The sequence below is a fragment of the Methylobacterium mesophilicum genome (genome assembly GCF_036441335.1).
GTDB lineage: Bacteria > Pseudomonadota > Alphaproteobacteria > Rhizobiales > Beijerinckiaceae > Methylobacterium > Methylobacterium mesophilicum_B.
Genome location: NZ_MLBW01000015.1, coordinates 121,995 through 134,494 on the forward strand (window position 1 = coordinate 121,995; position 12,500 = coordinate 134,494).

Annotated in this window: 13 protein-coding genes and 3 pseudogenes; 10 read left to right on the plus strand and 6 right to left on the minus strand. The window is 72.6% G+C overall.

What is annotated here, in order from left to right:
- The first annotated feature begins 414 nt into the window (after positions 1-414).
- The gene (locus MMR14E_RS10155; RefSeq protein ID WP_091786357.1) at positions 415-1,185 is read left to right on the plus strand and encodes a Bax inhibitor-1/YccA family protein; all 771 of its coding nucleotides are present in this window, start codon (positions 415-417) and stop codon (positions 1,183-1,185) included.
- Between the two features lie 95 nt (positions 1,186-1,280).
- A pseudogene (locus MMR14E_RS10160) lies at positions 1,281-1,787 on the plus strand (dihydrodipicolinate synthase family protein); the annotation flags it as partial.
- 47 nt (positions 1,788-1,834) lie between these two features.
- Here MMR14E_RS10160 and MMR14E_RS10165 read toward each other — a convergent pair.
- Positions 1,835-2,209, minus strand: coding sequence for a DUF2794 domain-containing protein (locus MMR14E_RS10165; protein ID WP_331313990.1), 375 nt, complete (start codon positions 2,207-2,209; stop codon positions 1,835-1,837).
- A 357-nt stretch (positions 2,210-2,566) separates the two neighbouring features.
- On the opposite strand from MMR14E_RS10165, the gene bluB reads away from it, so the two are divergent.
- The gene (gene bluB / locus MMR14E_RS10170; protein ID WP_331313992.1) at positions 2,567-3,259 is read left to right on the plus strand and encodes a 5,6-dimethylbenzimidazole synthase; all 693 of its coding nucleotides are present in this window, start codon (positions 2,567-2,569) and stop codon (positions 3,257-3,259) included.
- 266 nt (positions 3,260-3,525) lie between these two features.
- Positions 3,526-4,035: a L,D-transpeptidase gene (locus tag MMR14E_RS10175; RefSeq protein ID WP_419539327.1), complete on the plus strand. Its 510-nt coding sequence runs from the start codon at positions 3,526-3,528 to the stop codon at positions 4,033-4,035.
- 12 nt (positions 4,036-4,047) lie between these two features.
- Here the strand turns inward: MMR14E_RS10175 and MMR14E_RS10180 are convergent, their stop codons facing one another.
- The gene (locus MMR14E_RS10180; protein WP_331313994.1) at positions 4,048-4,356 is read right to left on the minus strand and encodes a cupin domain-containing protein; all 309 of its coding nucleotides are present in this window, start codon (positions 4,354-4,356) and stop codon (positions 4,048-4,050) included.
- Positions 4,357-4,595: 239 nt separating this feature from the next.
- On the opposite strand from MMR14E_RS10180, the gene MMR14E_RS10185 reads away from it, so the two are divergent.
- Positions 4,596-5,600 carry a 2-keto-3-deoxygluconate permease gene (locus MMR14E_RS10185; RefSeq protein ID WP_331313996.1) on the plus strand — a complete coding sequence of 335 codons (1,005 nt, stop codon included), beginning with the start codon at positions 4,596-4,598 and terminating at the stop codon, positions 5,598-5,600.
- A gap of 19 nt (positions 5,601-5,619) precedes the next feature.
- Here the strand turns inward: MMR14E_RS10185 and MMR14E_RS10190 are convergent, their stop codons facing one another.
- Positions 5,620-5,898: a DUF1674 domain-containing protein gene (locus tag MMR14E_RS10190; protein ID WP_331313997.1), complete on the minus strand. Its 279-nt coding sequence runs from the start codon at positions 5,896-5,898 to the stop codon at positions 5,620-5,622.
- A 166-nt stretch (positions 5,899-6,064) separates the two neighbouring features.
- Between MMR14E_RS10190 and MMR14E_RS10195 the strand changes: the two are divergent.
- From MMR14E_RS10195 to mscL, 5 genes and pseudogenes are all read left to right on the plus strand, one after another.
- Positions 6,065-6,292: pseudogene (locus tag MMR14E_RS10195) on the plus strand (FUSC family protein); the annotation flags it as partial.
- Positions 6,292-7,041 (plus strand): annotated as a pseudogene (locus MMR14E_RS10200) (RsmB/NOP family class I SAM-dependent RNA methyltransferase); the annotation flags it as partial. The pseudogenes MMR14E_RS10195 and MMR14E_RS10200, both read left to right, overlap by 1 nt.
- 354 nt (positions 7,042-7,395) lie before the next feature.
- Positions 7,396-8,106: a phosphatidylserine decarboxylase gene (locus MMR14E_RS10205; protein ID WP_331313999.1), complete on the plus strand. Its 711-nt coding sequence runs from the start codon at positions 7,396-7,398 to the stop codon at positions 8,104-8,106.
- A gap of 7 nt (positions 8,107-8,113) precedes the next feature.
- Positions 8,114-8,998, plus strand: coding sequence for a phosphatidylcholine/phosphatidylserine synthase (locus MMR14E_RS10210; RefSeq protein ID WP_331314001.1), 885 nt, complete (start codon positions 8,114-8,116; stop codon positions 8,996-8,998).
- A 60-nt stretch (positions 8,999-9,058) separates the two neighbouring features.
- Positions 9,059-9,478, plus strand: coding sequence for a large conductance mechanosensitive channel protein MscL (gene mscL, locus MMR14E_RS10215; protein ID WP_331314002.1), 420 nt, complete (start codon positions 9,059-9,061; stop codon positions 9,476-9,478).
- A 4-nt stretch (positions 9,479-9,482) separates the two neighbouring features.
- Here the strand turns inward: mscL and MMR14E_RS10220 are convergent, their stop codons facing one another.
- From MMR14E_RS10220 to MMR14E_RS10230, 3 genes are all read right to left on the minus strand, one after another.
- Entirely contained in the window at positions 9,483-9,758 is a 276-nt protein-coding gene (locus MMR14E_RS10220) for a hypothetical protein (RefSeq protein ID WP_331314003.1), read from the minus strand.
- A gap of 145 nt (positions 9,759-9,903) precedes the next feature.
- Entirely contained in the window at positions 9,904-10,266 is a 363-nt protein-coding gene (locus MMR14E_RS10225) for a DUF1236 domain-containing protein (protein ID WP_331314005.1), read from the minus strand.
- Positions 10,267-10,479: 213 nt separating this feature from the next.
- Positions 10,480-12,492 carry an ABC transporter permease gene (locus tag MMR14E_RS10230; RefSeq protein WP_331314006.1) on the minus strand — a complete coding sequence of 671 codons (2,013 nt, stop codon included), beginning with the start codon at positions 12,490-12,492 and terminating at the stop codon, positions 10,480-10,482.
- Between the last annotated feature and the right edge of the window lie 8 nt (positions 12,493-12,500).

The following is a 12,500-nucleotide window of genomic DNA, read 5'->3' on the forward strand; positions in this document are numbered from 1 at the left end:
TCCGGACGGCCCGGATCCCGCGCGCCGGAGACCGGATCTCGCGGGCCGCGGAGAGGTCGCGCAGGCTCGAACTCACCGCCGCGGTGGTCCCCTCCGGAAAAATCGGGGCGCGCGCGGGCGCGCGTGGCATAAGGAAGCCGTTAAGACTTCGCGCAGGCGCATCGAAACGCCTGGATGGCGGCAACCGTCAGTCGAACAACCCGACGACGGGGCGGAATTCATTTTAATCCCGGCCCAGATGGACAAAAATACATCCGCCGGACACGGAAAAGCGGCTCCGGAACCGTGGCCGGGGACTTGTGTCTCGGCGGCGGGCGCAACATATTCCTGACCGAGGCGCCAGCCTGGCGCCAGAGGTCCTGCGTGGGCCTCGCCCGAACACCACGCTGAGAGAGCCTCCGCAAGGAAACTCCCATGGCATTCGAGAACAGCCCCTTCCGGTACGGCGCCCAGCAGCCGACCGGCTACGCCGGCACCCAGGTCGAGGTCGACCAGGGCCTGCGCACCTTCATGCTCGGCGTCTACAACAACATGGTCGTCGGGCTCGGCATCTCGGGACTCGTCGCGCTCGGCCTGAACATGGCCTCCGTGGCGGCCTACCAGGGCACCCGCCCGATCCTGACCCCGTTCGGTCAGACGCTCTACCTCAGCCCGCTGAAGTGGGTCCTGATGCTCGCCCCGCTGGCGTTCATCTTCGTCTTCTCCATGCGGATGGACCGGATGTCGGCCTCCTCCGCGCGGACGATGTTCTGGGCCTTCGCGGCGGTGATGGGCGCCTCGATGTCCTCGCTCCTCCTGGTGTTCACCGGGGGCAGCGTGGTGCAGGTGTTCTTCATCACGGCGGCGGCCTTCGGCTCGCTCAGCCTCTGGGGCTACACCACCCGGCGCAGCCTCTCCGGCATGGGCTCGTTCCTGATGATGGGCCTGATCGGCATCATCCTCGCGTCGCTGGTGAACATCTTCTTCGCCTCGTCGGCCCTCCAGTTCGCCATCTCGGTGCTGGGCGTGCTGATCTTCGCGGGGCTGACCGCCTACGACACCCAGAAGCTCAAGGAGATGTATCTCTACGGCGGCTTCGACGGTGAGATGGCGGCCAAGATGTCGGTGAACGGCGCCCTGACGCTCTATCTCGACTTCATCAACATGTTCCAGTTCCTGCTGAGCCTGATCGGCGACCGCCGCTGAGCCAGCCCGAACGGCGAGACGAGGAGACCCCGGCGGGCGACCGCCGGGGTCTCTTTTTGTCTGGCCGCCGCGCGGGGATGCGCTAGGCTCGGGCCATGCCCGCGCTCTCCGGTCTCTCCGCCTTCCCGATCACCCCGAGCGACGCCGACGGCCGCGTCGATGCCGACGCGCTGCGCCGGCTGCTGGCGCCGCTGGCGGCCGCCGGGGTCGACTCGATCGGCCTGCTCGGCAGCACCGGGACCTACGCGTATCTCACCCGGGAGGAGCGGCGCCGGGCGGTGGCGATCGCCGCCGAGGCCCTGGGCGGGCGGGTGCCGCTCCTCGTCGGGATCGGCGCCCTGCGCACCGACGAGGCCGTCCGCCTCGCGCAGGACGCCCGGGCGACCGGCGCGGATGCCGGGCTCCTCGCCCCGGTCTCCTACACGCCGCTCACCGAGGCCGAGGTCGAGGCGCATTTCGCCGCCGTGGCGGAGGCGGGCGGCCTGCCCCTCGTCCTGTACGACAACCCCGCGACCACGCATTTCAGCTTCACGCCGGCGCTGATCGGTCGGATCGCCCGCCTGCCCGGCGTCGTCGCCGCCAAGTGCGCGGCGCCGGAGCCTCCGCAGGNGGCCCGCGCAGCGGCGCCCGGGGCCGCCTGAGGGCGCGGTCACACCGCCTTGGGCGCCGGCTCCAGCACGGCGATGACCCGGGCGAGCTCGGTGCCGCGCTTCAGGATCTGGCCGCTCGCGGCGACGACCGCGTAGGCCCCCTGGCGGCGGGCGAGCTTGGGGTCCTTCTCGATCCGGTAGAGCGGCATCTCGGAGGAGCGCCGGTAGATCGAGAACACCGCCTTGTCGCGGCGGAAATCGAGGGCGTAGTCGCGCCACTCGCCCGCGGCGACCTGCCGGCCGTAGAGGTTGAAGATCGTGCGGAGCTCGTCCCGGTTGAAGGCGATCTGCGGAGGGGCCGCGCGGCTGGGGAAGGGGATGACATGGCCCGCCGCCTCGTCGGGTCTCGACCCGGCGCTCGTCCTCTCGGTCATCACGGCTCCCGCGCATCGATGCTTTGCCGGATGATGGGCCTCGCCGCCGCCCCCCGCAAGGGTCGCGGCCGGGGCGGCGACCGCCGTGTCCCGCGAGACACGCCCAAGCGACAAAAGACACGGTTTGGCCCGATTCACGCCTTTTGCAGGCCGCGTTGCCCCGCGACAACAGGCATCGAACCTCGCCGGGTTCTGCCCGGTCGGCGACCGACACCCAGCTCCCCAGCCATCGGTCGCCGCACGGGATCCCGGGATCCGGCACTCCGAGGTTTCGAGACCCAAGACTTCAGGCCGCCCCTCGGGCGGCCTTTTTTCTGTTTCCCGTCGGGCCGGGTTCGCGGCTATGCCAGCCGCACCATGGGCCCGCCCGCCTTCGACGCCGCCTTCCTGCACGACCTCGACGCGCTGTTCGCGTGGCGCCGCGACGTGCGCCGCTTCCGGACGGATCCGGTCGACGAGGCCGCCCTGCGCGCCTGCCTCGCCGCGGCCCACCGGGCGCCCTCGGTCGGCAACAGCCGGCCCTGGCGCTTCGTGCGCGTCGCGGATCCNGCGACCTCGGTCGGCAACAGCCGGCCCTGGGGCTTCGTGCGCGTCGCGGAGCCGGGCCGGCGCCGCGCGGTCGCGGAGAACTTCGCCGGCTGCAACGACGCCGCGGCCGAGGGCTACGCGGCGGACCGGGCCGCGCAGTATCGCGGGCTGAAGCTCGCCGGCCTGCGGGAGGCGCCGGTGCACCTGGCCGCCTTCTGCGACGCGGCCACCGAGTCCGGCCTCGGCCTCGGCCGGGCCAGCATGCCGGAGACCCTGGCCTACTCGGTGGTGGGGGCGGTGCAGTGCTTCTGGCTCGCCGCCCGGGCCCGCGGCCTCGGCGTCGGCTGGGTCTCGATCCTGGAGCCGGACGCGGTCACGGCGATCCTGGCCGTGCCGGCGACGTGGCGGCTCGTGGCCTATCTCTGCGTCGGGTACCCGGTGGAGGAGCATCTCGACCCGGAGCTGGAGCGCCACGGGTGGCAGGCGGAGGACCGGCGCGGGAGCGCGCTCTACGAGCGCTGAGAGGCGCGGAGACGCGCGCTGCGACGCGCTCCCGGGCGGTCCGAACGGCGGTCCGAACGGCGGTCCGAGCGGCGGTCCGAGCGGCGGTCCGAGCGGCGGTCCGATCCCGCGGCAGCGGTCCGGACGCCCTGGATCGTGGTTGCTCTTTTACCGTGCCCCGCGGATCCGCAGAATGACACCGCGTCAACCATAGCTTTTCTCGGAACGGTAAGCTCGGCCGGGGATTACTTGCCCGCGTCTAGTCTAGCTTTGCGAGGATCGCGGTGATGTCGGGTCGGGTGGCGGCTCTATTCGGTTTGGCCGGCGCGATGCTGGCCGGTTGTTTCCAGACGGCGCAGGCGCGCGAGATCGTGCCCTTCGCGAACGGGGTCGCGCCGGGCTCGGTGGTGATCAGCGTGTCGCAGCGCAAGCTCTACCTGGTGAACGGGGACGGCACGGCGATCCGCTATCCCGTGGCGGTGGGCCGTCCGGGCAAGCAATGGTTTGGCATCAAGCCGATCGACGGCAAGTACGTCGCGCCCGCCTGGTCGCCCCCCGCGGAGGTGAAGCGCGACAACCCGCGCCTGCCGAACCTCATCGCGGGCGGCTCGCCGCACAATCCCATGGGGGCGGCGGCGATGACGCTCGCGGGCGGCGAGTACGCGATCCACGGCACCAACCGGCCGAGCTCGGTGGGCACCTACGCGTCCTATGGCTGCATCCGGATGTACAACCAGGACGTGGTCGACCTCTACGCGCGGGTCGATGTCGGCACGCAGGTCTACATGACCCACTGAGGCAGGGCGGCCTCACGCGGCCGGCGGGGCCGTCGCCTCGACGGCCGTGAAGGTCTCCAGGATCCGGTAGGTGTGCGCGGCGCCGGCCGGCACGCAGTAGGAATCGCCCGGCGCGAGCGCCACGGTCTCGCCCTCCAGCACGAGCTCGGCCCGCCCGCTGACGACGTAGCCGACCGTCTCGTGCGCCGAGGTGGTCATCGGCTTGTCGGCGTTGGGCTCCTCGGCCCGCCACATCCGCATGCCGAGACGCTCGCCGCGGGCGAGGGTGATCTCGCCGTGCGGGCCCGCGCTCGCGCTCCGGGCCGATACCGTCTTCGCCATCTTCGCCTCCCTCGGGTGAACCTGCCCAACGGGGCCCGGCGCCCGACGTTCCGCGCCCGACAGCGCGACACGTTCGGCAAGGCCCGCGCGGGCGGGCCGCTTGACGGCCCGCGCCGCGCCCGGACAGGATGACGCACCGGTCCGAGAGGCGCCCGACAGAGGCGCGGCCCGGTGCGGCGCCCGCGACCCCGCCCGGGTCCGGCGCGTCGGCGAACGACCCCGATCGGGAGGGACGCGCCATGCAGATCAAGGCGGCGATCGACAGGATTCCCGGCGGCCTGATGCTGATGCCGCTCCTGCTCGGCGCCCTGTGCAAGACCTTCGCGCCGGGCGCCCCGGCCTATTTCAAGGGCTTCACGCAGGGGATCATGACCGGGGTGATCCCGATCCTGGCGGTCTGGTTCTTCTGCATGGGCGCCTCGGTCAGCCTGAGGGCGACCGGCACCGTGCTGCGCAAGTCCGGCACGCTGGTCGCGACCAAGCTCGTGGCCGCCTGGGCGATCGTGCTGGTGGCCTCGCTGTTCATCCCGCCCGAGGGGATCCAGACCGGCTTCTTCGCCGGCCTGTCGATCCTGGCGATCGTCTGCGCCATGGATATGACCAATGGCGGCCTCTACGCCTCGCTGATGCAGACCTACGGCAGCCGCGAGGAGGCCGGCGCCTTCATCCTGACCTCGATCGAGTCCGGCCCGCTGATGAGCATGATCATCCTCGGGGCCTCCGGGGCGGCGCATTTCGAGCCGCAGATCTTCGTGGGCGCGGTGCTGCCCTTTTTGGTCGGCTTCGCCCTCGGCAACCTCGACCCGAAGCTCCGGGCCCTGTTCGCCCCGGGCGGCCAGCTGATGATCCCGTTCTTCGCCTTCGCGCTGGGGAACACGGTCGACCTCAACAACCTGCTCTCGCCGCTCGCGGGGCTCGGCATCGTGCTGGCGCTGGCGGTGATCGTCCTCACCGGAATCCCGCTGATCCTGGCCGACCGGGCGATCGGGGGCGGGACCGGCACGGCGGGGCTGGCGGCCTCCTCGACGGCCGGGGCCGCCGCCGCCAACCCGCTGGCGATCGCCGCCGTCGCCCCGCAATTCGCCCCGTCGGCCCAGACCGCCACCGTGCTGGTGACGATCTGCATCATCGTCACCTCGATCCTCGTGCCGATCCTGACCGGGCTCTGGTACCGGCGGTTCGGGGCGGGCGTCGCGGAGGCCCGGGCCGAGGCCGGCACGCCGCTGGCGGTCCCGGCCGAGTAGGCGCCCCGCGACGGGTTCGTCAGAAGTCGACCGCGAGGCCCTTGACCTCCCAGTCGTCGTAGCGGACCGGCTCCAGGCCGCCGCGCCCCTGGCGCTCGGGCCTGGCGCCGATCTCGGCGGCTCGGGCGTCGATCGCGGCACGGCGCTCGGCGGCCTCGGCGAGCGCGCGCTGGGCCGCCGGGCTGAGGGCGCGGGGCGGCGCGGCGCCGTCTCCGGTCGCCGCGGGCGGGTCCTGTCGGTGCGGCTCTTGTCGGTGCGGCTCTTGTCGGTGGAGGTCTTGTGCGGTCGGCTCTTGCATCGCGCTCGCTCGGGTGTGAGGGCGTGGGTCCGGAAACGTCGGATCTGGAGCAGAAGTGGCATCGCGGGACACAGGCCGCAACACGCGGAACGCAGCGGCACCGGGCGGGACCGGTCCGGACATCGCGGGACTGGGCGCGCGCCGCGCGGCGATGCAGGCGGTCTCGGCCCTGATCGGCCAGGACCGGGTGCTGCTGCTCCTCAGCTTCACCGCCTGGCTCGGCCTGTGCGTCTTCGTCGCCCAGTTCCTGCAGGACACGCGGGCCTACGGCGCGATGCTGTCCGGCTACACAGTGGCGATCGTCGCGCTCGGCCAGATCGACGATCCGCAGGGCACCTTCGACGCCGCCGTGTCCCGCGTCGCCGTGATCGTGCTCGGCATCGTCGTGATCACTGGGCCGCGCGGCTCGGCGCCGTGACCCTGCCGACCGGCTCCCTGCGCCTGCCGGAGAACGGCCCGGCCATCCCCGAGCTGCCGGGCTTCCAGGAGGGGGCGTGGTGGGTCCAGGACGCCGCCGCGGCGCTGCCGGCCCGCCTCCTGGCGCCGCGGGACGGCACCCGCGTCCTCGACCTCTGCGCGGCGCCCGGCGGCAAGACCCTGCAGCTCGCCGCTGCCGGTGCCCGGGTCACCGCCGTCGACCGGTCCGCGCCGCGGCTGGAGCGCCTGCGCGAGAACGTCGCGCGCCTCGGCTTCGCCGTCGACGTCGTGGTCGCCGACGCCCTCGCCCTGGAGCCGCAGGACCACGACGCCGTGCTGCTCGACGCGCCGTGCTCGGCCACCGGGACGATCCGCCGCCATCCGGACGTGGCCTGGACGAAGGCCGAGGCCGATATCGGGCGGCTCGCCGCGCTCCAGGCCAAGCTCCTCGACCACGCGGCCGGGCTGGTGCGGCCGGGCGGCCTGCTCGTCTACTGCACCTGCTCGCTGGAGCCGGAGGAGGGCGAGGCGCAGGTGGCGGCCTTCCTGGCCCGCGATCCCCGCTACGCGCGGGTGCCGGTCCGGTCCGAGGAGGTCGGCGGCGCCGCGGCGCTGATCGACGAGCGGGGCGACCTGCGCACGCTGCCGTGCCACCTGACGGAGCTGGAGGGCGCCCGCGGCGGCCTCGACGGCTTCTTCGCGAGCCGGCTGCGGCGGGCGGACTGACCGGACGCGGCTGCCCTCTCCCGTGCGGGAGCGGGGGCGAAGCAGCCGCGGCACGGCGCGCCGGTCGATGAAGCGGGGGCGCGCGCGAATCGACGCCGGAGCCGCACCCGGCGCGGGCGGACGCGGCGGCCCGCGGCGAGCCGCGACCCCTGGCAAAGTTGCCGGCGGCCCGGNGAAGCGGGGGCGCGCGCGAATCGACGCCGGAGCCGCACCCGGCGCGGGCGGACGCGGCGGCCCGCGGCGAGCCGCGACCCCTGGCAAAGTTGACGGCGGCCCGGCGGACTGCCATCCGCCGGTCCGAACGCCCGACCGCCCGTGGTCCCCGCCCGCGACCTCCTCGAGTCCATAGAACCCATGACCGACCTGATCGAGACGATCCGCCGGACGCTCGTGCCGATCCACAAGGAGGGCTATCCCTTCATCCTGATCGGCATCGTGCTGACGGTGCTGGCGGGCTACTTCTCCCAGTTCTTCGGCTGGATCTTCCTGATCCTGACCCTGTGGGTCTGCTACTTCTTCCGCGATCCGGAGCGCGTCACCCCGGTGGCCGACGGGCTCGTGATCTCGCCCGCCGACGGCCGCGTGAACCTCATCGCCACCGTGCTGCCGCCGCCCGAGCTCGACCTGCCGCAGGTGCCGACCCTGCGGGTCTCGGTGTTCATGAACGTGTTCGACTGCCACGTGAACCGCGTGCCGGTGGCCGGCCGGATCGGCCAGATCCACTACACGCCGGGCCTGTTCCTCAACGCCGAGCTCGACAAGGCCAGCGACGACAACGAGCGCAACGGCATGGTCATCGAGACGACCCATGCGGGCCAGCCGAAGCGGGTCGGCGTGGTGCAGATCGCCGGTCTCGTGGCCCGGCGCATCGTCGGCTTCGTCGCGGCGGGCGACGTGCTCGGCGTCGGCGAGCGGTTCGGCCTGATCCGCTTCGGCTCGCGGGTGGACGTCTACCTGCCGGCCGGCGCGACCGTTCTGGTCGGCCTCGGCCAGAAGGCGGTGGCCGGCGAGACGGTGCTGGCCGATCTCGGCGGCGGCCCGGAGCGGCTGTTCAAGCGGATCTGAGGCGGCCATGGACGATCTCTTCCCGCCCTTCGCGCCCGACCCGAACGAGCCGCGGCCGCGCCGGTTCAAGCCGGTGCCGTTCCGGATGATCGCCCCCAACATGATCACCCTGATGGCGCTCTGCCTCGGGCTGACGGCGATCCGGCTCGCCTTCGAGGGCAAGTTCGAGCCCGCCGTCATCGCCGTGGTGGTGGCCGGCGTGCTCGACGGCATCGACGGGCGGGTGGCGCGGCTGCTCAAGGGCACGTCGCGCTTCGGCGCCGAGCTCGACTCGCTCGCCGACTTCGTGAATTTCGGCTGCGCCCCGGCCCTGATCCTCTACGGATTCGTGCTGTTCCACCTGAAGTCGGTGGGCTGGATCGTGGCGCTGATCTTCGCCATCGCCATGGCGCTGCGCCTCGCCCGCTTCAACGCGATGCTGGACGACCCGAACCGGCCGGAATGGAAGAAGGACTTCTTCGTCGGCATGCCGGCCCCCGCGGGGGCGCTCACCGCGATGCTCCCGCTCTACCTGCATTTCCTGGGCTTCGGCATCGAGACCTGGGCGGCACCGGCGGTCCTGATCTACGTGCTGTGCATCGCCCTGATGGTGGTCTCCACGGTCCCGACCTACTCGGGCAAGACCATGGGCAAGCGGGTGCCGCGCAGCCTCGTCCTGCCGATCTTCCTGTTCGGCGTCGCGGCCTTCGGCATCCTGATCAGCTACCCGTTCGAGGCGCTGGTGGCCGTGAGCGGCGGCTACCTGCTGACCATCCCGGTGGTCGCCGCCCAGTACCGCCGCCGGCTCAAGGCCGAGCTCGCCGCCCCGCCCGGGGAGCGGTCCGCGGCCGGGCTGGACGCCCCGTCCGAAGGCGCCGCGGATATACGATCCGCGGCCGTGAAGCCCGACTAGGCGCTGGCCATCGCGGATTTCTCCCCTACCTTGGCGGCGTTCTGCGAGGGGGATTCGGCGATGCTCGAGGAATTCAAGAAATTCGCGCTGCGCGGGAACGTCGTCGACCTCGCGGTCGGCGTGATCATCGGCGCGGCCTTCGGGGCCATCGTCAACTCGGCGGTCCAGGACATCTTCATGCCGGTGATCGGCGCGATCACCGGCGGGCTCGATTTCTCGAACTACTACATCCCGCTCTCGTCGAAGGTGCAGGCCGGCCTGCCCTACGTGGACGCGAAGAAGCAGGGCGCGGTCATCGGCTACGGCCAGTTCCTGACCCTGACGCTGAACTTCGTCATCGTCGCCTTCGTGCTGTTCCTCGTCATCCGGGCGATGAACCGTCTCCAGCACGCGGAGGCCAAGAAGCCCGACGAGGTGCCGGCCGACGTGAAGCTGCTCACCGAGATCCGCGACCTCCTGGCGACGAGGCCGCGCGTCTGACGGTTCAGCCGGCGCGCGTGTCGTCGTCCCGCGGCTTCACCCCGAAGGCGTCGAGGATCTGGTCGAGGGCCTGACCGACGGCGCCGGTGCCCTCCTCGTGGGTCTTCAGGCGGGTCTCGAGCCGGCGGATCTGGGGCTCGAACGCGTCCGGCACCGGATCGTCGCCGAGGAAGCGCGGCTTGTCGGGCCCGACCGGCAGGACGCTGCGCAGCTGTTGGCCGAGATGGTCGCGCACCGGCTCGGGCAGCGTGGATTTCGGATCGGCGGAATCGTCGGTCATGATCGCCTCACGGGTCGAACCGTCTCTCAACGGCCGGACGGATGAAGCGTTGCGCCGGCGGCCGCGGCTAAGGGGGTGGCCCCCGGAGCGGTCTCCGGGGGCACAGGGGCCGGCACGCGGCCGGCCCCGGCATCGAGTCCGTCGCTCAGTCGATGACCTCGACGATGCGGTGACCGCGGTCGACCAGCACCGGGCGGTCGTTCACCACGGTGTAGCGGTAACCCGGCTGCACGCGGTACTCGCTCGGCACGTCGTAGTAGGTCACGCCCGAGGCCGGCAGGGTGGTGCCGACCGCGACGCGGCCGTCGTAGTCGTACGAGCGGACGTTGCGCTCGCGGACGTAGCTGCGGAAGCGCGGGGCCATGTCGACGCCGAGGATGCCGCCCACCGTGCCGGTGGCCGCGCCGACCGCGCCGCCGACGATGCCGCCGATCGGGCCGGCCGCGGCGTTCCCCGCNGACCTCGGGACGCCGGCCGGCAGCCGGCGTCCCGAGGTCGGGGACGACACGGCGTTCGCCGATCGCGGCGGTCTCGATCGCCCGATCGCGCGTCTTCCGCCCGGTGCGGCGAAGCCGTTCCCGAGGCCTGTGGCCATCCGGGCCCCCTCCCCCGGAACGTGCCAGCGCCGCGGCCCGGGGCTCGGTCACCGCGCGATCGACGCTCTCCCCGGCCCGGGTCGCGATCCGGGCCCTGCGGCCCGACGATCCCGCGCCGGCGCGACTCAGATCTGACGAAGGTACGGCGCTGGCTTCTGTCCCAGGATCCGCCAAGTGCCTGCGAGCCCGAGGAGGATCGCCAGCGCCACCGCGGCCACGGCCGCGACCAGCGCCCCCGACAGGTCGAGGCGGAAGTCGAGGTGCATGACCTTGGCGACGATCACCCAGCCGGCGAGCGTCCCGGCCAGGAGGCCGAACACGGCCGTGGCGAGGCCGAGCGCGGCGTATTCGAGGGCGTAGGCGGCGAGCAGCCGTGCCCGGCTCGCCCCCAGCACCTTGAGCACGACGGCGTCGTAGAGCCGCGCCCGGTGCCCGGCCGCGATGGCGCCCGCCAGCACGAAGAGGCTCGCCAGAACCGCCACGGCGCTCGCCCCGCGGATCGCCAGGACCAGCCGGCCGACGAGGTCGCCGATCGCGTCCAGCGCGTCCTTCACCCGGACGGCGCTCACCGAGGGGAAGGTCTTGGCGACGTCGCGCAGGATGCGGTTCTCGGCGGCCGCGTCGGTGCCGCCGGGCAGCGTCAGGGTGGCGAGGTCGGAATGCGGGGCGCCCCGGAAGGTGCCCGGCGAGAACACCATCACGAAGTTGATGCCGAGGTTGCGCCACTCCACCCGGCGCAGGTTGAAGATCGTCGCGGTGAGGTCGCGGCCGAGGACGTTCACCGTCACGGTGTCGCCGAGCTTCAAGCCGAGTTGGCGGGCGAGGTCGGCCTCGAAGGAGACCAGCGGCTTGGCGCCCTGCTCGGCGCTCCACCACGCGCCCTCGGTGAGGCTGGAGCCGTCCGGCACCGTGTCGGCGTAGGTGATGCCCCGGTCGCCGTCGAGCACCCAGGCGGCGTCCTCCGGGGGGCGGATCTTGCTCGCCGGCACGCCGTTCAGGGCGACGATCCGGCCGCGCATCATCGGCACGTCCTCGACCTTGCCGTTCGGTGCGGATCGGGCCAGGAAGTCCCGGAACTGGGCGGCGTCCCGGGAGGGGATGTCCAGGAAGAAGAGATTGGGCGCCCGGGCCGGCAGGGTCGCGCTGATCGTGCGGCGGACATTGGCGTCGATCAGGCTGAGCGTCACGAGGAGCGTCACGCCGAGCCCCAGCGACAGGACGATGGCGGGCGTCAGCGCGCCCGGGCGGTGCAGGTTGGCGAGCGCCATCCGGGGCGCGGGCCGGCTCGGGTGCGGAAGCCGGCGGGCGAGCGCCATCAGGCCGAGCGCCACCAGATGCAGCAGGCCGAACGCGATGGCCGCGGCGGCGATGAAGATCAGCGCCACGCGCCGGTCGAAGGCCGTGGCCACCGACAGGCCGACCAGGGCCGCGAGGCTGACGGCGAGCCAGATCCGGTAGCGCCAGCGCGGGCGGACGCGGGCCGGGTCGACCGTGTCGCGGAACAGACCCGAGACCGGCACGTCGTGGGCGCGGCCGAGCGGCGTGATCGCGAAGGCGAAGGCGGTGATCAGCCCGTAGGCGGCGGCGAGCGCCAGCTCGCCCGGGGCGAGCGTCGGGTTCAGCGGCAGCGGCAGGTCGGCGGAGAACAGGGCATCGAGGAGGAAGGGCAGGCTCGCGCCGACCGCGAGACCGATGAGGGTGCCGAGGCCGGCGATCAGCATCACCTGCGTCAGGTACAGGGCGACCACCTGCGAGCCCGGCGCGCCGACGCTCTTGAGGGTCGCGATCGAGGGGCGCTTGCGCTCGACGAAGGCGTGGACGGCGTTGCCGACCCCGACGCCGCCGACGATCAGCGCGGTGAGCCCCACCAGGGTCAGGAACTGCGTGAAGCGCTCGATGCTCTTGGCGAAGCGCGGGTCGGCGTTGGTCCGCGAGCGGATCTCCCAGCCGGCCTCCGGGGTCGCGGCGCGGATCCGGGCCTGCGCGGCGTCGAGGTCGGCGTCCGGCGTGCCGGGCGGCAGGATCAGGCGGTAGCTCCAGCGGTTGAGGCTGCCGGGCTGGACGAGGCCGGTGGCGCGCAGCGTCGGCTCGGAGACCATCAGCCGCGGCCCGAAGCCGATCCCCGGAATCGGATGCATCTTTTTTG